Genomic DNA, 19,999 nt, shown 5'->3' on the forward strand with positions numbered 1-19,999 from the left:
ATTAAAAATTCGCTTTATAGGGGGGAGAAGATGGAGTTTATAGATGTTTTAAGAAAGAAAAACATGAAGGTAAGAGAGTTTCAAAGTTGGGGTGTATATTTTCGCAAGCGCTGGGAGGATCATTTTGCAAATCATTTAAGTGATGAGGAAAAAGAAGATATTTTCCTGTATGGAGATAAGTATGCATGTGGGTATCTTTGGCACATATTTAGTTATGAGAAAAAGAAGTGTTTAGAGGGTGAAGAAGCGGAGAACGCGTTTCATAATGAAGTGAAAAAGAATTGTTACATATTCTATCAACATTGTGAGGAAGTCATACTAATAACGGATGCGAGTTTATTACATATGGATGATATATTACGGGAGACGGATGATGCATATAAAGGTGATATCTATATTGTAGACAAAGATTTCACTTGGACCTTTGTGAAAACTCATGAACATAGATGGTGTGGCCCTTATTTTGCGGGGGAAATGTTAGTAGGTATACAAGCATGAAGAGTAGAATAAATTGATATAAGTGTTCGTATGATACTTGCGTTTATTATCTATTAGCGTATGATGAAATATATATGTCAAAAGGATGTGTAAGAAAATGAGATGGATTGTATCACTTCTTGTAAATAGCATTGTGTTAATCGCTGTATCGGGACTTTTAAAAGGGATTGCACCAGACGCGTTTTACGTAGCAAATATACAGACTGCAATTATTGCGAGTATTATTTTGGCTGTTTTAAATGTGTTCGTAAAACCGTTTTTAATTTTAATTACGCTACCGATTACTCTTGTAACTTTCGGGTTCTTCTTAATTGTTATTAATGCGATTACGTTAAAAATAGCAGATTCATTATTAGGAGATGCATTTAATATATCAGGGTTTGGTGTAGCAATCGTTGCGGCAATTTGTATTTCAATTTTTAATATGATTATTGAAAAGGCAATTGTGGAGCCGCTATATGAAAAAAAGAGAAAATGACAAAAAGAAAAACATTTCATGATGTATATGAAATGTTTTTTTCTATTTATTAGAAACCGTATTTCTTGTTTCCAGAAAAAAATGGTACAATATCCGGTAGAATGGAATTTTACATCAAATGAGACTGAACCCGCAGCGGAGTGGAGGTTTATACATATGCCGAAAGTAAGGACGAAAGATTTAATTGAACAATTTCAATTGGAGTTAATAAGTGGTGAAGAAGGAATTCATCGTCCGATTGATACAAGTGATTTATCACGACCTGGAATTGAAATGGCAGGATTTTTCACATATTATCCAGCTGATCGCGTGCAGCTTCTTGGAAAGACGGAGCTTACGTTCTTTGACACATTAACGTCAGAGCAAAAGCAAGAGAGAATGAAAGCGCTTTGTACTGAGGAGACGCCATGTATCATTATAACTCGTAATCAAGATGTACCAGATGAGTTATTACAAGCATCACGTGAATCAGGCATGCCTTTATTACGTTCTGCTCAAACGACAACAAGATTATCAAGTCGTTTAACAAATTATTTAGAAGGTAAGTTAGCACCAACAACAGCTGTACATGGTGTGTTAGTAGATATTTACGGTGTTGGTGTTTTAATTACAGGTCAAAGTGGTGTCGGTAAAAGTGAGACAGCTCTTGAGCTTGTAAAACGTGGTCACCGTCTTGTTGCGGATGATAGTGTAGAAATTCGCCAAGAAGATGAAGACACATTAGTAGGAAGCTCACCAGATTTAATTGAGCATTTATTAGAAATTCGTGGTCTAGGTATCATTAACGTTATGACGTTATTCGGTGCAGGGGCAGTGCGAAATTATAAGCGTATTACACTTGTTATTAATCTTGAAATTTGGGATCAAAAGAAAAATTACGATCGCTTAGGTCTTGATGAAGAGAAGATGAAGATTATTGATACAGAGCTTACGAAGATTACACTTCCAGTTCGTCCTGGTCGAAACTTGGCTGTTATTATTGAAGTAGCAGCGATGAACTTCCGTTTAAAACGTATGGGAGTCAATGCAGCACAACAGTTCTCTGAACGATTAATGAGTGCGATTGAGTTAGGAAATCAGGAGTAAACTTTGGAGAGGGGGGTCATACATATGCTGTTAGGTTCTGTACCACAGCTTGACCGTGTAGCGATTCAACTTGGGCCGTTTCCTGTATATTGGTACGGGATTATTATCGGTACAGGCGTGCTATTAGGTCTTTGGCTAGCAACTCGCGAGGGAGAAAGACTAGGTATTCCAAAAGATACATTTGTTGACCTTGTATTAATTGCAGTACCGATCGCTATTCTATTTGCGAGAATGTACTATGTTATTTTTGAATGGGAATATTACGCGCAAAACCCGAGTCAAATTATTAATATTCGTCAAGGTGGCTTGGCGATTCATGGTGGTTTAATCGGGGCTGTTATTACAGGGATTCTTTTTGCGAAACGACGCGGGGTTTCATTCTGGAAGTTGGCTGATATTGCTGCGCCAAGTATTTTACTAGGACAAGCAATTGGTCGATGGGGAAACTTTATGAACCAAGAGGCGCATGGTGATGAAGTAACGAGACAGTTTTTAGAAGGACTTCATTTACCGGATTTCATTATTAATCAAATGTATATTGAGGGTGTTTACTATCACCCAACGTTTTTATATGAATCATTATGGAATTTTGCAGGTGTCATTTTATTACTTGCATTACGAAAAGTGAATTTACGACGCGGGGAATTATTCTTCACATATTTAATTTGGTATTCAATAGGGCGCTTCTTCGTAGAAGGCTTACGTACAGATAGTTTAATGTTAGGACCACTTCGTATCGCACAAGTAATGTCAATTGGACTTGTTGTTATTTCTATTATTTTCATTATCGTGAGACGAAAAATGGGGCAAGCTGATAAAAGATATTCGGAAAATTAGAGAAAAGTAGCATCTTATTATAAGGTGCTGCTTCTTTCATATTCAGGAAAGAGAAGGGACTAAGACAATGAGAATAAATACAGTGTTATTTGATTTAGATGGAACTTTAATTAATACAAACGAACTTATTATTTCTTCTTTTTTACATACGTTACATACATATTATCCAAATCAATATAAGCGTGAAGATGTATTGCCATTTATCGGCCCTTCTTTACATGATACTTTCAGTAAGATTAATGAAAACAAGGTTGAAGAGATGATTACATGTTATCGTCAATTTAACCATGATCATCACGATGAATTAGTAGAAGAATATGAAACTGTATATGAAACAGTTCAAGAGTTGAAGAAGCAAGGCTATAAAGTTGGTATTGTTACAACGAAAGCGAGACAAACAGTTGAGATGGGATTAAGGTTATCAAAGCTTGATGAATTTTTTGATGTTGTCGTGACAATTGATGATGTAGAGCATGTGAAACCACATCCAGAACCACTTCAAAAAGCGCTTGAGTTATTAGATGCGAAACCGGAAGAAGCATTGATGGTTGGGGATAACCATCATGATATTGTTGGTGGACAAAATGCGGGTACGAAAACAGCTGCTGTCTCATGGACGTTGAAAGGTAGAGCGTATTTAGAGGCTTACAAGCCGGACTTTATGCTAGATAAAATGAGTGATTTGCTACCGATTTTGTCTAATATGAACCGTTTATAAAGGTCCAAGTAAGTTAGTAGGGGTGTATTTCCCTACTAACTTACAGTTTCACTTTTTAGTAGAGGAGCGAGTTAAGTGCGACGGACAACGCGCTATCCTGTTTCGGGAGAAAATTCATTATGGAATGTGTATAAAACAGTGTCTTTTTGGAAGGTAATGAAAAACTTTATTATTATCCAAATTGCGCGTTATACACCATTTTTATCCGTCAAGAATTGGTTGTACCGTACATTTTTACGGATGAAAGTCGGAAAGAAAACATCAATTGCGCTTATGGTAGTGCCGGATATTATGTTCCCAGAAAAGATAACTGTGGGAGAGAATTCAATTATCGGCTATAATACAACGCTTTTAGCACATGAATATTTAATTCGCGAATATCGACTTGGAGAGATCTTCATAGGAAATGAAGTGATGATTGGAGCAAATACAACTATATTACCAGGTGTGGAAATTGGGGATGGTGCGATTATTTCAGCTGGCACACTTGTTCATAGAGATGTACCAAGCGGCGCTTTCGTGGGTGGAAATCCAATGCGTGTTATTTATACGAAAGAAGAAATGGATGCTAGAGAAGGTTGATGCTAAAAATGTAACATTTCTCTTCTTTTTTAATGAATAAAAAGGAAATAATTGAGTATAATATACTGTTTTGTTTTTTACGGAATCGTTTATACTTATAGATAGAAGAATGTGTGAACGAAGAAAACAAAAAACTGGAGGATATATGGGGAAAAATCAAGGAATATATAAGGAGAACGGACAAGTTATCTCTTTTAATCAATTAGCGGACTTCTTTTATAAAAAAGGGATGAGAGCTTACAAAGGGCAAAAATTGCAAGATGCAATTAAATATTTTCGAAGAGCGGCACAAAGTGAGAAGGAGCCGTTTATTTTATGCCAATTAGCAACAGTATTATCTGAGGCTGGTGAATATCAAGAGTCGAATCAAATCTTCTTTAAGCTTGTTAGATCTAATCCAGAACTTGAACAATGCTATTATTTTATTGCAAATAATTATGCATATATGGGGCTATTTCAGCAGGCGAAAAAGTATGCGGATCGCTATTTAGAAGTTGCAGAAGAGAAGGAATTTGTAGAAGATACATTAGAATTACTTGAAATTATGGAAGAAGAAGCGATGGGTGAGGAAGAGATTGAGGATGAAGATGATCTAATTGTTATGCAAGAAGAAGCGAATCGTTATATTCGTAACGGACAATTGGAAGAAGCAATTGCTACATTGGAAATTGTTACAAAAGATTATCCGGAATTTTGGTCGGGTCATAATAATTTAGCCATTGCACATTTTCAATCTGGTAATGTAGATAAAGCTCTGAAGTTAACGGAAATGATTTTAGAGAAAAATCCTGGTAATATACATGCGCTTTGTAATACGCTTATTTTCCTATATTCAATTGGAGAGCATAAACAAGTAGAAGCGTTAGCGGAGCAGTTAGTTTCAGTATATCCGATTTCGTTCGAGCATCGTTTGAAACTTGGAACGACACTTGCAACAATTGGTCATTTTGAGCCTGCATATAAATGGTTCAAAGTATTAAAGCGTCAAGGATATGAGGGAGACGTTAGTTTTTATTATTGGTTTGCATATTCTGCTTATATGGTGAAAGATCAGCAAGTAGCTGAAAAAATGTGGCAGCATGTTGTAGAATTGCACCCTGATAAAAAGGGAAAAGAACCGTGGAATGCGCTGAATTTAGCAGATGAAGGACAAAACGTATTATTTGAAGAATTACGAAAATCATTTCAACAAAGTGCGACGCTAGAGGAACAAATGCTAGCTTTATATTTAATGAATGAATTGTCAACGCCAGAGAAGGTGGGATTCTTCTTTGATGTAACGCAGGCGAAGAACGGTGTTCCAATCGTATCGCAACTTGCAAAGTATTTCTTTTTACTTAATAGCCATAAGAGCATTCCAGCTGATTTACAGCAATTTGAACAGTGCGCGCAAATTGCGGATGCTTTATATAATTATACGAAAAAAGATGATGAATTAATCGAAGAGTGTTTACAATTTTGGTTTTGTACGTTCATACGTTTATATACATCTGGGGCAGTTTTTACAAATGTATACGGCTGGTCAGCTGCGGTTGAATATATTGTACGCAGCGAACAAGGAAATAAGATGACACAGTCGGAGCTTGGGGATGTATATAATGTATCTGTAGCGACTGTTCGAAAGTATGTGCAGGCTGTTAAACGTACGCACACATAGGGTAAGCAAATCATTGGGAAAAAAATGATGCTAACAGTATAATGAGGGTAACTTAATTGTGTAGGAATGAATAGGAGTGAATAGTGTGTCAGAAGAAAAAATTTATGATGTCATTATTATTGGTGCAGGACCAGCTGGTATGACAGCTGCAGTATATACATCTCGTGCGAATTTAAGCACATTAATGCTTGAGCGTGGTATCCCAGGTGGCCAAATGGCAAATACAGAAGATGTAGAGAACTATCCAGGTTATGAGTCTATTTTAGGACCAGACTTATCAAATAAAATGTTCGAGCATGCGAAGAAATTTGGTGCTGAATATGCATACGGTGATGTGAAAGCAGTCATTGATGGTAAAGAATACAAAACAATTATTGCTGGTAAAAAAGAATATAAAGCACGTGCAATTATCGTTGCAAGCGGTGCGGAGTATAAAAAAATTGGTGTGCCAGGCGAAGCAGAACTTGGCGGCCGTGGTGTATCATATTGTGCAGTATGTGATGGGGCTTTCTTTAAAGGGAAAGAACTTGTAGTTATTGGTGGTGGAGATTCTGCTGTTGAAGAGGGTGTATTCTTAACACGCTTCGCATCAAAGGTAACAATCGTTCACCGTCGTGACACTCTTCGTGCACAGAAAATTTTACAAGATCGTGCTTTCCAAAACGAGAAAGTTGATTTCATTTGGAATCACACTATAAAAGAAATTAACGATGCAAATGGTAAAGTGGGAAGCGTAACACTTGTAGACGTAAACAGTGGAGAAGAGAAAGAAGTCAAAACTGATGGAGTGTTCATATATATCGGTATGTTACCACTATCAAAACCATTTGTTCAACTAGGTATTACAAATGAAAATGGTTACCTTGAAACAAATGAGCGTATGGAAACGAAAGTTCCTGGTATTTTCGCAGCTGGAGATGTTCGTGAAAAAATGCTACGTCAAATTGTAACGGCAACAGGTGATGGTAGTATCGCAGCACAAAGTGCACAACATTACGTAGAAGAATTATTAGAAGAACTAAAAACTGTATCAGAAAAATAAGGGATAATATGCCTTTTGAGAAGAAAGCTACCGATAGGAGCTTTCTTCTTTTTTTATGAAAATGTCAAAGTTTTGTCAAAAAATATTAGGATTATAAGCTTTCTTATTGATATACTGGACTTTACGGAAAAAATCACTATAAGAAATGAGGAATTTATTCAGTATGGAATGGCGTAATATATACCGTGGATTTTGTATGGGTGTTAGTGATTTAATTCCTGGTGTGAGCGGCGGTACAATCGCTGTTGTGTTAGGGATTTATGAACAATTACTTGCAGCAATTAGTGGATTCTTTAGTCGTGAATGGAAAAAACATTTAGGATTTTTAATTCCCCTTGCAGCTGGTGTGGCAGCAGCGTTTTTAACGTTAAGTCACGTTATTAAATATTTACTTGCGAATCATTATGAACCGACTCAATTTTTCTTCCTCGGTTTAATTATTAGTATATTACCGATGTTAATGAGAGAAGCTGATGCAAAGTCGTCGTTTAAAGGTAAGCACATTGTTTTATTAATAGTTGCAGCAATTCTTGTTGCAATCACAGCTTTCTTTAAACCAGATAAGGCAGCAGATCCAATTACGACGTTAACAATTTTAAATGCAATTGGTTTATTTTTCGCGGGCTGGATGGCTAGTATGGCTATGTTGCTTCCTGGAATTAGCGGATCATTTATTTTATTAATTATTGGTGTGTATCCGACAGCAATTAATGCTTTAACTACACTGAACTTACCTTTAATCGTAGTTATCGGTGCTGGTGTTATGGCGGGGTTTGTTGTAAGTAGTAAAGGAATTAGTTTCTTGTTAGATCGTTATAAAAGTATGACATTTGCGGCAATTATTGGACTTGTTATCGGCTCGATTGTAATTGTGTTCCCTGGTATTCCAACTGGAGGATTTTCAATTATAAGTTCAATTATTACCTTTATTTTAGGATTTGCGATTGTTACTTATTTCGGTAAGAAATAAGGACTTTAATCCCCTTGGCGATAAAAATCGTTAAGGGGATTTTTCATGCTATTCATTGAAAGTGTAGGCATTTACATTGCTTGTTCTAAAAAGCTTTTTTAAAATTGTTGAGTAGCATGTGCTTAGCGAAAGAGGACTGGCTCCTTCGTTGTAGCAAACTGTTTTTGATAGTATAATGAAATGAGTATGCAGTGAGAAATTTACTGCAAGTAGCTGAGGTGAAGAAACATGCAAAGAGTGACAAACTGTGTGTTAATTAGAGATAATGAAGTACTCTTACTCCAAAAACCTCGCCGAAATTGGTGGGTTGCACCAGGCGGGAAAATGGAGCGTGGTGAGACAGTAAGAGATTCCGTTGTTCGCGAGTATCGTGAAGAAACAGGTATTTATTTAAAGAACCCAGCGTTAAAAGGGGTCTTCACCTTTGTCATCCAAGAAGGTGATAAAGTTGTTTCTGAATGGATGATGTTCTCCTTTTTAGCGACAGATTTTGCAGGAGAAAACAAACTAGAGAGCGAAGAAGGCATCATTGGTTGGCATACATTTGACAAAATTGATGATTTAGCAATGGCACCAGGAGATTATCACATTATTGATTATTTAATTAAAGGAAATGGCATAATCTACGGTACATTTGTATATACCCCAGATTTTGAGTTGCTTTCATATCGATTAGATCCGAGTTAAACCGTCAAGGAGAGGATACGATGACAGAGAATAATGATATAAAAATGGTAATTATTACAGGAATGTCTGGAGCTGGAAAGACAGTAGCTTTACAAAGTTTTGAAGATTTAGGATATTTCTGTGTAGATAATTTACCACCGATGTTATTGCCGAAGTTTATTGAACTTATGGCGGATTCAAAAGGGAAAATGAATAAAGTAGCACTTGGCGTTGATTTACGTGGCCGAGAGTTTTTCGAACATTTATGGGGAGCACTTGATGATTTATCAGAACGTACATGGATTATTCCTCATATTTTATTCTTAGATGCGAAAGATGGCACGCTTGTAACTCGTTATAAAGAAACGAGACGTTCGCATCCACTTGCACCAACTGGTTTGCCGTTAAAGGGAATCGAGATGGAGCGTGGCTTATTAACTGATATGAAGGCACGAGCGAATATTGTGCTGGATACATCGGATTTAAAACCGAAAGAATTACGTGAAAAAATTGTTCATCTGTTTTCAACTGAAACTGAGCAAGCATTTCGTGTAAATGTTATGTCATTTGGATTTAAGTACGGTATTCCAATTGATGCAGATTTAGTATTTGATGTTCGTTTTTTACCAAATCCATATTACATTCCACATATGAAGCCATTAACAGGACTAGATGAAGAAGTTTCATCGTATGTGCTGAAATTTAATGAGACACATAAGTTTTTAGAAAAATTGACGGATCTTATTACTTTCATGCTGCCTCATTATAAAAGAGAAGGCAAGAGTCAACTTGTAATTGCAATTGGATGTACAGGTGGACAGCATCGTTCTGTTACGCTTACAGAATACCTTGGGAAACATTTGAAACCAGAGTATAGCGTTCATGTATCTCATCGTGATGTGGAGAAGAGAAAGGGCCATTAAGGGATGAAAAAAGAGAGAAAACCTAAAATTGTTATCATGGGAGGCGGTACTGGACTCTCTGTTTTATTAAGAGGATTAAAACAATATCCGGTTGATATTACAGCAGTTGTTACAATCGCTGATGATGGTGGCAGTTCAGGTAGATTACGTGATGAGCTCGAAATTCCACCCCCAGGTGACATTCGTAACGTACTTGTTGCGTTATCAGATGTAGAGCCGCTGGTGGAAGCTTTATTTCAGCATCGTTTCACAACGGGAGACGGGCTGAAAGGTCATGCGTTAGGAAATTTATTATTAGCGGGTATGACCTCGATTACAGGAGACTTCTTCCATGCGATTACGGAAACGAGTAAAGTGTTAAATGTCAGAGGACGTGTGTTACCGGCAGCGAACCAAAGTGCGGTACTTCATGCGGAACTAGAAGATGGAGAAATTGTAACAGGTGAATCAAAGATTCCTTATTCTGGGAAGAGGATTAACCGCGTCTTTTTAACTCCAGAAGATGTAGAGCCGTTACATGAAACGTTGGCTGAGATTAAACGAGCTGATTTACTTGTTTTTGGTCCAGGAAGTTTGTATACGAGTATATTACCGAATTTAGTTGTTAACAAAATCGGGGACGCTGTTCTTGCTGCAAAAGCGAAGAAGGTATATGTGTGTAATGTTATGACGCAAGCTGGTGAAACGATGGGATATACTGCGTTTGACCATGTGCAGGCGTTACATGATCATTTAGGTAAACCATTTATCGATACTGCAATTGTAAATAACCGTGATATTCCTTGTGAATTACGTCAGTTATATGAGGAAGAAATGTCAGCACCAGTTGTAGTAGATGAAGAACGTTTTACAGAGAGCAATATTGATGTCATTCAAGATCAATTAGCGAAGTATGATGATCGTGTTGTAAGGCACGATACATTAAAACTAGCTTCTATTTTATATTCACTGTTGTAGATGTGCGTTGCCTCGTTTGAGGTAACGCTCATCATTTCATATAGGACAAGATTTTTGTTCCAAAGTAATCGTATAAGGAGGTGTTGACTGTGTCATTTGCATCAGAAACAAAGAAAGAGCTAACGAATCTTGAGGTGAAGGAATGCTGTGAGAAAGCAGAATTATCAGCGTTACTTCGAATGAACGGATCGCTTTCTTTTTCAAACCGTCGTCTATCTATCGATATTCAAACGGAGAATGCGGCAATCGCAAGAAGGATTTATACGCTTTTGAAAAAAGGATATGACGTGACGGTAGAATTACTTGTTCGTAAAAAAATGCGATTGAAGAAAAATAATGTATATATTGTGCGGCTTGTTGAGAAGTCTCGCGAAATATTAGCTGATCTTCATATTGTTCGAGACGACTTTTCGTTAATTCGAAATATATCCCAGGAATTAATCGAGAAGAAATGTTGTAAACGATCGTATTTACGAGGTGCATTTTTAGCAGGTGGTTCAGTAAATAACCCAGAAACATCATCTTATCATTTAGAGGTCTTTTCGTTATATAAGGAACATAATGATGCTATATGTGAATTGATGAACGGATTTGATTTAAATAGTAAGACGTTGGAAAGAAGAAAAGGGTACATTACGTATTTGAAAGAAGCAGAAAAGATTACGGAGTTTTTAAATATTATAGGCGCTCATAATGCACTTTTAAGATTTGAAGACATTCGAATCGTTCGCGATATGCGTAATTCAGTAAATCGTTTAGTGAACTGCGAAACAGCCAATTTAAATAAAACAATTGGTGCAGCGCTAAGGCAGATTGAAAATATCCGTTATATTGATGAGACAGTTGGTCTTGATATATTACCAGATAAACTGCGAGAAATTGCACAATTACGAAGAGATTATCAAGATGTAACATTGAAAGAGTTAGGCGAGATGGTATCCGGGGGGAAAATTAGTAAATCGGGTATTAATCATCGTTTGCGTAAAATCGATGAGATTGCAGAGAAATTACGCGCGGGGGAAGCGGTAGCAAAAAAATAAGAGGTTAAAGGGGAAATGGAGCTGTGTTTCAAAAACGAGTTAAGGTTTCATTAAAAAACGGTTTACAAGCACGTCCGGCTGCGTTGTTTGTACAAGAGGCCAATCGCTTTCATGCGGATATCTTCATCGAGAAAGATGGAAAGACAGTGAATGCAAAGAGCATAATGGGGATTATGAGCTTAGCAATTGGAACTGGTAGCATGATAACAATTACAACAGAAGGTTCAGATGCAGAAGAAGCTTTAGAAGCATTAGCTGCATATATACAATAAGAAGCTATCGCGCATGTGCGATAGCTTTTTTGTTTTGTTGTTTGGTGTTTGTTGTTGGGGGTCGGGTATGTAGGCGTGCATGCTTGTCGAGGATTGTCGGTAAGTCGATAAGTTGTGTCGAATCGTCGATATATTAAAATAATCGCCGATATAATTGGAGTTACGGTCGATATATTTGAAAAATCGCTGATATATTTAGAAGGATACTAGCTGGGGTATGCACGTGCGGAGGTTTAATCATAAAAAAAGCGCCCTGTAAGAGGGCGCTTCCGCTTTTAGTTATATCCAGCTCCAGCGGCTAGAATCTCCGGTCGTTTCGCTTTTACATTCGAGGCAAAAAGCGCCTCGGATGTAAAAGCTCCATCGCCCTGCGATTCTGAACGAGCCGCTTCCGCTTTTAAGTATTAACGATTTGTAAAGATCTTATCGATTAAGCCGTATTCTAGAGCTCTTTCAGCTGTCATGAAGTTGTCGCGGTCTGTGTCGCGTTGTAGTACTTCAAGTGGTTGACCTGTGCGGTCAGCAAGAATTTGGTTTAGTTTTTCACGTAAGAATAGGATACGTTTTGCAGCAATTTCGATTTCAGTCGCTTGACCTTGTGCTCCGCCAAGTGGTTGGTGAATCATTACTTCACTGTTTGGAAGTGCATAACGTTTTCCTTTTTCACCTGCTGCAAGTAAGAATGCACCCATAGATGCAGCCATACCGATACAGATTGTTGATACTTGTGGTTTAATAAATTGCATTGTATCGTAAATTGCCATACCTGCTGTGATAGAACCACCAGGGCTATTGATGTAGATGTGAATATCTTTTTCTGGATCTTGAGATTCCAAGAATAAAAGCTGGGAAACGATTGAGTTAGCTACGTTGTCATCAATTGCACTACCAAGCATAATGATGCGGTCTTTTAATAGTCGAGAGTAAATATCGTAAGCGCGTTCTCCACGATTTGTTTGTTCAATTACTGTAGGAATTAAATTCATCTGTTATTTCCTCCTTCTAAAGCTTTCTTAGTCTTATAATACAATTATGGTCAATAAAGGTCAAACGAAACCACTTTAAATCAAAAAAATATGTAGTTGTACCATGAATTATTCGCTATGTTTTTGAAATTCCCTGCTTATGTATCTTCAACATCATAACCGAATTACATAAATTTAAACGTCATGAAATCTGTAGTAAAAAGAAAAGAACGCCTTTTTACTGAAGCGTTCTTGTGATATCTATTCTTTTAAAAGATAGGTTACTTTATTTAAAATCTTTTCGATGTGTTTCGCGTTTTTACTATACATTTCGCTTGCTGATTTCGACTTTGTTTCTAGGGAAAATAGTTCAAGATCAGCATGACATTTTTTTAAAGATGCTAATAATAAAGGCTTGTTTTGAGGAGAAGGCATTTGTAGTTTGTCATTATAAATGTCGATAGTAAGTTGTCCGTATGAATCCACTTGACCGAGAAAGACATTTTCAATAACAACACCGAGCTTTTCTAGTTCAGAATGTAACCAAGCACGGTTATGTCCACTAGAGGATAGAGGCTCATCTAAGACATTGCCATCCATAATAACAGTTTGCGGTTCTTTTTCATTTGGTACTTTTAACCCGATGTCTTTTGCTGTAAGTGGCTGAGAATCTTTCTTTAATAATACATTTAATTCTCCGCTCGGTTCTAAGACAGCAAATTCGACTTCAGCTATACTGAATGCACCATTTCCTCTAAGAAGTTCAAGTAACTCATCACTTGTGTATTTTTCTTTCTTTAAATTATCCTCAAGTACTTTGCCATCTTTTATTAACACTGTAGATTTTCCTTCAAAAAAATCTCTAGCAGTTTTGTTTTTCAAGGAAAGAATTCCAACGAAAAAAGGTACCGAGGCGAAAATAAGTATCGCAAAGACGCCGTGGAAAAATTTTGAATCGAGCCCTGTAGATACTTGGGCAGCGATGTCACCGATTGTCATTCCGGCTATGTATTCAAAAAAGGAGAGCTGAGAGATTTGTCTTTTCCCTAACCATTTCGTAATAGCGAATAAAATAATTAATATGAATACAGAGCGAAGAATGACAAGTGTCCATTCCGGCAGGTGAGACATAGTCATTTCCTCCAGTCTACTTAAAACCCTTTATATTGAGGTTCTTCACGTTCTAATAATGAAACTCTATTCTGTAAATCAGCGATGATGCTGTCCATTTCTAACATACATTCATGAAATACACGTTTTGATTCCGCGTCCTGTGAATGTAGTGAAAGGGAGCTTAAACTTGCTTGAGCGCCCCTTACACTAGCAAGGCAGGTTTTAACGCTAGCGATAACTGTCATACAAACACCTCTTATCCTTTCGGTTTGAATAGTAATGCACCAATGAATCCGAATATGATAGCAGCAGAAATACCAGCGCTTGTTACTTTAAACATTCCGGTAATTACGCCAACGATGCCGTGTTTTGCAGCTTCTTCCATTGCGCCGTGAACGAGGGCATTACCGAAACTTGTAATAGGTACAGTTGCCCCGGCTCCAGCAAAGTCGATTAATGGTTCATACAGGTTGAATCCGTCCAGTATAGCACCGGCAACAACGAGTGTTGCCATTGTATGAGCGGGTGTTAGCTTGCCGACATCAAACATAAGTTGGCCAATTACACATATGAGTCCGCCAATGACGAAAGCCCAGAAAAAAATCATTGCGTTGCACCTCCAAATTCAATCGAAACGGCGTGAGCGATACACGGAATCGTTTCTTCTTGTTGGAATGTAAGTGGAGATAGTAAAGCGCCTGTCGCAACGACAAGTATTTTTTTGAATTCTCCCCTTTTCATTCGGTTTAATAAATGACCGTACACGACTGTTGCGGAACATCCTGGTCCACTAGCACCAGCTATGACAGGTTGCCCCTCTCTATAGATGAGTAGCCCGCAATCTTGAAACTGTTCGCTTGTCACTTTTGTTCCGTGTTTATGTAGTAAGTCATAAGCAATTTCGCGTCCGACATGTCCTAGGTCGCCTGTTACGATTAAATCGTAGTAAGAGGCATCAATTTGGCGTTCGCGTAAGTGGGCTTCAATTGTATCGACGGCGGCTGGAGCCATCGCACCGCCCATATTAAATGGATCCGTTAATCCCATATCAACCACTCGTCCGATTGTTGCAGATGTTACCCTAGGGCCATGTCCAGTGTCACTTAAAATAGCCGCGCCTGCCCCGGTTACTGTCCACTGTGCAGTAGGGGGTTTTTGACCGCCGTATTCAGTTGGATAGCGGAATTGTTTTTCAACCGCAGTGTTATGGCTGGATGCCCCAGTTAATAAATATTTTGCGCCTTTTGCATTTACGATACTTGCCCCAAGTGCTAAACCTTCCATAGAAGTAGAACAAGCACCGAATAATCCGAGGTAAGGAGTGCCAAGTGTACGGCAAGCAAAGCTTGTAGGGGTAATTTGATTAATTAAATCTCCTGCAAGTACGAATTGGATATCATCTTTACGAAGTTCTGCTTTTTCAGTAGCGCGGCTACAAGCTTCTTCGAACAAAATTTTATGTGCTTTTTCATAGGAATCTTGGCCGAGCCATAAATCTTCATGAAGGATATCGAAGTCTTCTGGAATTTTCCCTTTTGCTTCAAACGGCCCACCAACGACTCCTGTCGAAATAATAACTGGTTTGTTTTCAAATACCCACGTTCGGTGTCCTTGTAACATTTATAGCCCTCCCCATTGAACGAGAATCGTTTTAATAAGTGCGATGACGAAAGCCGAAAATACACCAAACAAAATAACGGATCCAGCTAATTTAAACATGTTACCGCCAACACCAAGGACGAATCCTTCTGTACGGTGTTCGATACATGCGGCAATAACAGAGTTACCAAATCCAGTGACGGGTACAGCTGTGCCTGCCCCGGCAAACTGTCCAAGACGATCGTAGACGCCAAATCCCGTCAGTAGCATGGAGATAAAAATAAGAGTTGCAACGGTAGGGTTCCCGGCAGAGCGTTCAGTGAAATCAAAATAAGTAATATAAAAGGTGGAAATCAGTTGGCCTATTAGACAAATTAATCCTCCGACGAGAAAAGCTTTTATACAATTTTTAAAAACGGGGCGCTTCGGTTCGCGCTGTTGTTCGAATTTTTTATATTCTTGTTGTACAGGTGTTAAGTTTTTATCTTTACTAGACATTTGAATCCTTCCTTCTCTATTAGAAAGCTTAAATATTAGATCCCATTTCTGATTGAATGAGTTTCAATTGTTTTTTGATGCCATCTTTACTTACTTTCTTTTTCTTAATTTTGGTTTCAAGTTCTTCTATGAGCATAAAGATCTTTTTGTCTGTACTTACACGAATATTGAAAGTAGGGTTTTCATCACTTAGTTTCTTTTTTAATTTACTTCGTAAAGGTTTTAAACCAAATCTTTCGTGATGTTCAGGCTTGACGGCTATGTAAAGATCTAAATTTGTATTAACTGCGGTAGCTTCTATAATTCCTTCCATAGCAAGAGCTTTTTTCTTAGCGTCTTGCGATATAGATTGATTAAAGGATTCTGTACTCATTTTTGTTAATTTAGGGCCCTTGTCTTCTTCCGTTCGTTTAGCTTCTTCTTTCTTTACCTTTTTATCTAACGGGCTATTATCACATCCGGTAAGTGAACCGAATAGGAGCATAAATAACGCGGTTATGATTCCGAGTTTTCGCATTATAATCATTCCATTTCTATTGCAATATGTAATGTGATAGAAAAAGGATGACTGCATATCATCCTTTTTCTATTTCACAGCATGACGAATCCGTTATTGCTGTGAGTATTGTGGTTCTTCCTGTTGGACTTCTTCAACGCGTGGGTTTAAAGAATCGATAATCGTTTGTGTTTGCTCTGCAGCTGTTTGGAAAAGTTGCTTTGCTTGTTGGTTATCCGTATCAAGAGCGAATCCCTCTAAGCTAGCTTGTGCACTTTTTAATCCAGAAACAGTTTGCTTTAACTTTGTAATTACAGTCATTGAATGAAGCCCCCTTTGGAATATCAATTCAAAGATTATAATTTGTGAGTTGGGGTGAATTTATGATTGGAAAATTTAGGTGAAGAAATGTGTTTCTATACTTTAGGCTAAGGTGCATAAAGGATGAAAGGGGATATTTTTATTGATTTAGATGGATTTTATTGCTATTATTATGAGAAGAAAATGATGTGTTTTTTATAATCATGCGCCCATAGCTCAGTCGGATAGAGCGGTGGTTTCCGGTACCACGTCTGTCGGGGGTTCGAATCCCTCTGGGCGCGTCAAAAAGTCCTAACTTACGTTTTGTAGGTTAGGACTTTTTTTATTTCCCTCTTGTTATATCTAGTAATAAGATTTACTATTAGTACTTGGTTACAATAATGTTTTGCTTTATTATTTTCTTTCAATATTATTCAAATTTCGGTTGTAAGTTGTAAATCTCATTAATACATATAAATTAATAATATTTTGGAATGGGTGTCTGTGATAGCATTCTCCTTTTACCAAACTTATTGTACAATAGAAACAAGGGGGAGATTAGTTTGAAGGCAAGTCTTTTACAAGAACAAAGCTTACGTTTGGCAATGACACAAGAGTTAAGGCAAGCGATTACAATGCTCCAGTATAATGTACAAGAATTATCGGAGTTTTTGTATGAGCAATCGTTAGAGAATCCCCTTATTGAGTTAGGTGGTTTTGAGAGGGAGAAGAAAAAGAGCTCTAACAACAGTAAAAGTACCAGCAAACAAGTCGAGAATCAGATGGAAATCTACAGTGTGGATTCAACAACGATTCAGCAACATTTATTAAATCAAATACAGTATTATAAAATAGATGAAGAAGAGCGAAAAATAGCTTCTTTCATTATTATGAACATGGATGGAAATGGGTATTTACAAGAAACGAACGAAGAGTTAGCGGATCTCCTTTCCGCACCGATTCATGAAGTCGCCCGCTTTGTAGAGCTTGTCCAATCACTCGAGCCAGCAGGGGTAGGAGCGCGTAATATTCAGGAATGTCTAACTTTACAATTGAAGCGCTTACAAAGACGGAATGGATTAGCTGAAGAGGTTATAGAGGATCACTTCGCTTATTTCGTGAAGAAAGATTGGCGAAAGCTCGTTCAAGTGTTGAAGTGTAGTAATGAAGAATTGCAATCAGCAGTGAACTGTATTACGTCATTACAGCCGAAACCAGGTCTTGCTTTTTCTTCGGATAAACCACTTTATATTGTGCCTGATATGGCAGTAAAAAAAGATGGCGATCGTCTCGTTTTACAGATGAATGAGAGAAATATGCCGAGAATTGAAATTCATTCTGAATATAGTGCGCTTCTTAATAATAGTGAAAGTGAAGTAGCATCTTACGTATCAGAAAAGTATCAGCATGTGCAGTGGATTATGCGCAGTTTAAAACAGAGAAAACAGACGCTTCTGCAAGTGATGACTATTATTATGGAAAAACAACGTGATTTCTTCTGGGAAGGTCCAGAATATTTAAAACCGCTTGCTTTAAAAGAGGTGGCGGAAGAGTTAGGTGTGCATGAATCTACAATTAGTCGTGCAACGCGAAATAAATATGTGCAAACACCACACGGTTTATTTGAGATGAAATCGTTCTTTAGCAATGCCGTTTCAACGACTGAAGATGAAGCGATTTCTACAAAGCGTGTAAAACAATTTATTCAAAAGCTTGTTGAAGCGGAGAATAAGAAAAAGCCACTTTCAGATCAAAAGATTTCAAAATTATTAGAAGAAGAGCATGAAATCGTTATTTCTCGAAGAACAGTGGCGAAGTATAGAGAACAAATGCATATTCCAGCGTCATCATTACGAAAAACGATCGGATAGGTGAAGAATATGAAAGTTGTACTGTATACAAAAAAAGATTGTGGTCTTTGCGTGCAGGCGAAACAAGTTTTACAGGAAGTACAATATGAATATTCTTTTCAAATCGAGGAAATAGATATATATGAAGATAATGACCTTTTAGAAAAATATCACCTAATGATTCCGGTTATAGAAATAGGCGGAAAACAAGTAGAATATGGTAACATTCACAAAGGTGTCATAATAAACTATATAAAGAATGCAGTTAAGAGTTGAATAAGTTTCTATCTCCTGTTACAATAATACACGTAGCAGGGATTATTTTTTTAACCTATGTGGGACACAAAATGTCACTACGGGACGTAAAGTGACCACAAGGAAAAATGAACCAATGTAGTGAGGAGAAAAGATATGCGCTCATGGATTCAGAACACAAAAAAATTATTACCTGATCTGCTACCTGTTATGCAAACGAGAATGCAAATTCTTCAATACATTAGGCTCATGCAGCCGATTGGAAGAAGAAATTTGTCAGCAAGTCTCGGTATGACAGAACGAGTATTGCGAAGTGAAGTTCAAGTTTTGAAAGAACAAAACTTAGTTCACGTCGCTTCTTCTGGAATGACTTTGACAGAAGAAGGAACAGCTTTAGTTCTTGCATTGGAAGACTTTATGAAAGAAATTTCCGGGTTAAAGGTTTTAGAAAAGCAACTTAAGGAAACATTAGACTTGGATGAAGTTTTCGTTGTCCCTGGTGATAGTGATGAATCACCTTGGGTCAAACTGGAGATGGGCCGTGCTTGTGTGACTTGTATAAAAGACCGTCTGACAGTGAATAATATCGTTGCTGTGGCTGGAGGAACTACGCTAGCTGCTGCTGCGGACATGATGCAGCTTGATTGCAAAGATTTACATATGCTATTTGTCCCAGCGCGTGGTGGAATTGGAGAGGGTGTTGAATTAGAAGCCAATACCATTTGTGCCAAGATGGCGCAAAATACGATGAGTAATTATCGCTTATTGTATGTTCCAGACCATGTTAGTAGCGAAGCATATGCGTCTATTGTGACAGAGCCTTCCGTGAAAGAAGTTCTTGAGTTGATTCGATCTTCCAATATCGTCATTCATGGAATAGGTGATGCGTTAACAATGGCACGTCGCAGAAATACTTCAGAAGCAGATTGGTTAAAGATTCAAGCAAGCGAAGCAGTAGGCGAAGCTTTCGGTTACTACTTTAATGAACAAGGAAATGTTGTTCATAAAGTAAGAACAGTTGGTATGCAGCTTGAGGATTTACAACATGTATCTCACGTTGTTGCAGTCGCTGGAGGTTCTTCAAAGGCAAAGGCAATACAGGCTGTAATTAAACAAGGGCACACTTCAATTCTAATTACAGATGAAGGTGCAGCAAAACAGTTAACAAAGGGTATTACCCTTTAATATAATCCCCCG

The 19,999-nt window shown here is 37.7% G+C and carries 25 protein-coding genes and 1 tRNA gene; 18 read left to right on the top strand and 8 right to left on the bottom strand.

All coding sequences use genetic code 11. The annotated features are described in order from the left end of the window. The first annotated feature begins 30 nt into the window (after positions 1–30). The 14 genes from DN392_RS09675 (at position 31) to DN392_RS09740 (ending at position 11,726) form a co-directional block, all read left to right on the top strand. On the top strand, positions 31–498 hold the full coding sequence (locus DN392_RS09675) for a DUF4275 family protein (RefSeq protein ID WP_000394323.1): 468 nt from the start codon (positions 31–33) through the stop codon (positions 496–498). 97 nt (positions 499–595) lie between these two features. After that, a complete protein-coding gene (locus DN392_RS09680) occupies positions 596–976 on the top strand; it encodes a phage holin family protein (RefSeq protein ID WP_001267305.1) in 381 nt (126 codons plus the stop codon). A 156-nt stretch (positions 977–1,132) separates the two neighbouring features. Beyond that, the gene (gene hprK / locus DN392_RS09685; RefSeq protein WP_001127247.1) at positions 1,133–2,062 is read left to right on the top strand and encodes an HPr(Ser) kinase/phosphatase; all 930 of its coding nucleotides are present in this window, start codon (positions 1,133–1,135) and stop codon (positions 2,060–2,062) included. A 24-nt stretch (positions 2,063–2,086) separates the two neighbouring features. Further along, positions 2,087–2,899, top strand: coding sequence for a prolipoprotein diacylglyceryl transferase (gene lgt / locus DN392_RS09690; RefSeq protein WP_000924234.1), 813 nt, complete (start codon positions 2,087–2,089; stop codon positions 2,897–2,899). 67 nt (positions 2,900–2,966) lie between these two features. Then, positions 2,967–3,617, top strand: coding sequence for a pyrophosphatase PpaX (ppaX, locus tag DN392_RS09695; RefSeq protein WP_001222401.1), 651 nt, complete (start codon positions 2,967–2,969; stop codon positions 3,615–3,617). A gap of 75 nt (positions 3,618–3,692) precedes the next feature. Then, positions 3,693–4,199 (top strand): acyltransferase, encoded by a 507-nt coding sequence (locus tag DN392_RS09700; RefSeq protein WP_001255074.1) that lies wholly within the window; start codon positions 3,693–3,695, stop codon positions 4,197–4,199. A 145-nt stretch (positions 4,200–4,344) separates the two neighbouring features. Beyond that, positions 4,345–5,856, top strand: a complete 1,512-nt coding sequence (locus tag DN392_RS09705) for a tetratricopeptide repeat protein (protein ID WP_000517701.1) — start codon at positions 4,345–4,347, stop codon at positions 5,854–5,856. 85 nt (positions 5,857–5,941) lie between these two features. Beyond that, positions 5,942–6,898, top strand: a complete 957-nt coding sequence (trxB, locus tag DN392_RS09710; protein WP_149238015.1) for a thioredoxin-disulfide reductase — start codon at positions 5,942–5,944, stop codon at positions 6,896–6,898. A 163-nt stretch (positions 6,899–7,061) separates the two neighbouring features. Further along, the gene (locus DN392_RS09715; protein WP_000455195.1) at positions 7,062–7,868 is read left to right on the top strand and encodes a DUF368 domain-containing protein; all 807 of its coding nucleotides are present in this window, start codon (positions 7,062–7,064) and stop codon (positions 7,866–7,868) included. 228 nt (positions 7,869–8,096) lie between these two features. After that, a complete protein-coding gene (locus DN392_RS09720; RefSeq protein WP_001190080.1) occupies positions 8,097–8,555 on the top strand; it encodes an NUDIX hydrolase in 459 nt (152 codons plus the stop codon). Positions 8,556–8,575: 20 nt separating this feature from the next. Continuing rightward, positions 8,576–9,457: an RNase adapter RapZ gene (gene rapZ / locus DN392_RS09725; RefSeq protein WP_000138461.1), complete on the top strand. Its 882-nt coding sequence runs from the start codon at positions 8,576–8,578 to the stop codon at positions 9,455–9,457. Positions 9,458–9,460: 3 nt separating this feature from the next. Further along, positions 9,461–10,414 carry a gluconeogenesis factor YvcK family protein gene (locus DN392_RS09730; protein ID WP_088321299.1) on the top strand — a complete coding sequence of 318 codons (954 nt, stop codon included), beginning with the start codon at positions 9,461–9,463 and terminating at the stop codon, positions 10,412–10,414. 89 nt (positions 10,415–10,503) lie between these two features. Further along, the gene (whiA, locus tag DN392_RS09735; RefSeq protein WP_000006569.1) at positions 10,504–11,454 is read left to right on the top strand and encodes a DNA-binding protein WhiA; all 951 of its coding nucleotides are present in this window, start codon (positions 10,504–10,506) and stop codon (positions 11,452–11,454) included. Between the two features lie 23 nt (positions 11,455–11,477). After that, the gene (locus DN392_RS09740) at positions 11,478–11,726 is read left to right on the top strand and encodes an HPr family phosphocarrier protein (RefSeq protein WP_046955589.1); all 249 of its coding nucleotides are present in this window, start codon (positions 11,478–11,480) and stop codon (positions 11,724–11,726) included. A gap of 404 nt (positions 11,727–12,130) precedes the next feature. Here DN392_RS09740 and clpP read toward each other — a convergent pair whose 3' ends face one another. From clpP to DN392_RS09785, 8 genes are all read right to left on the bottom strand, one after another. After that, complete coding sequence (gene clpP / locus DN392_RS09750) at positions 12,131–12,712, bottom strand: ATP-dependent Clp endopeptidase proteolytic subunit ClpP (RefSeq protein ID WP_001049163.1); 582 nt, start codon at positions 12,710–12,712, stop codon at positions 12,131–12,133. Positions 12,713–12,952: 240 nt separating this feature from the next. Further along, a complete protein-coding gene (locus DN392_RS09755; protein WP_000018900.1) occupies positions 12,953–13,822 on the bottom strand; it encodes a DUF421 domain-containing protein in 870 nt (289 codons plus the stop codon). Between the two features lie 20 nt (positions 13,823–13,842). Then, complete coding sequence (locus DN392_RS09760) at positions 13,843–14,049, bottom strand: DUF1657 domain-containing protein (protein ID WP_000215899.1); 207 nt, start codon at positions 14,047–14,049, stop codon at positions 13,843–13,845. An 11-nt stretch (positions 14,050–14,060) separates the two neighbouring features. Beyond that, the gene (gene spoVAE, locus DN392_RS09765) at positions 14,061–14,411 is read right to left on the bottom strand and encodes a stage V sporulation protein AE (protein ID WP_000575918.1); all 351 of its coding nucleotides are present in this window, start codon (positions 14,409–14,411) and stop codon (positions 14,061–14,063) included. Continuing rightward, the gene (gene spoVAD / locus DN392_RS09770; RefSeq protein WP_000938954.1) at positions 14,408–15,424 is read right to left on the bottom strand and encodes a stage V sporulation protein AD; all 1,017 of its coding nucleotides are present in this window, start codon (positions 15,422–15,424) and stop codon (positions 14,408–14,410) included. Before spoVAD ends, spoVAE begins: the two co-directional genes overlap by 4 nt. Then, positions 15,425–15,901 (bottom strand): stage V sporulation protein AC, encoded by a 477-nt coding sequence (spoVAC, locus tag DN392_RS09775; protein WP_000095409.1) that lies wholly within the window; start codon positions 15,899–15,901, stop codon positions 15,425–15,427. It lies immediately after the preceding gene. A gap of 28 nt (positions 15,902–15,929) precedes the next feature. Then, on the bottom strand, positions 15,930–16,418 hold the full coding sequence (locus DN392_RS09780) for a YhcN/YlaJ family sporulation lipoprotein (protein WP_064057319.1): 489 nt from the start codon (positions 16,416–16,418) through the stop codon (positions 15,930–15,932). Positions 16,419–16,511: 93 nt separating this feature from the next. Beyond that, positions 16,512–16,718, bottom strand: coding sequence for a DUF1657 domain-containing protein (locus tag DN392_RS09785; protein ID WP_000216160.1), 207 nt, complete (start codon positions 16,716–16,718; stop codon positions 16,512–16,514). Between the two features lie 205 nt (positions 16,719–16,923). Between DN392_RS09785 and DN392_RS09790 the strand changes: the two genes are divergently transcribed. The 4 genes from DN392_RS09790 to cggR all read left to right on the top strand — a co-directional run bounded on the left by DN392_RS09790 (position 16,924) and on the right by cggR (position 19,987). Beyond that, a tRNA-Arg gene (locus DN392_RS09790) sits at positions 16,924–16,999 on the top strand. 261 nt (positions 17,000–17,260) lie between these two features. Continuing rightward, positions 17,261–18,568, top strand: a complete 1,308-nt coding sequence (rpoN, locus tag DN392_RS09795; RefSeq protein ID WP_000647949.1) for an RNA polymerase factor sigma-54 — start codon at positions 17,261–17,263, stop codon at positions 18,566–18,568. 9 nt (positions 18,569–18,577) lie between these two features. Beyond that, positions 18,578–18,823: a glutaredoxin family protein gene (locus DN392_RS09800; RefSeq protein ID WP_000869734.1), complete on the top strand. Its 246-nt coding sequence runs from the start codon at positions 18,578–18,580 to the stop codon at positions 18,821–18,823. Positions 18,824–18,958: 135 nt separating this feature from the next. Further along, positions 18,959–19,987: a gapA transcriptional regulator CggR gene (gene cggR / locus DN392_RS09805; RefSeq protein WP_001258189.1), complete on the top strand. Its 1,029-nt coding sequence runs from the start codon at positions 18,959–18,961 to the stop codon at positions 19,985–19,987. Positions 19,988–19,999 lie beyond the last annotated feature (12 nt).

This window comes from Bacillus sp. BB51/4 (genome assembly GCF_008368845.1).
Taxonomy (GTDB): Bacteria; Bacillota; Bacilli; order Bacillales; family Bacillaceae_G; genus Bacillus_A; species Bacillus_A wiedmannii.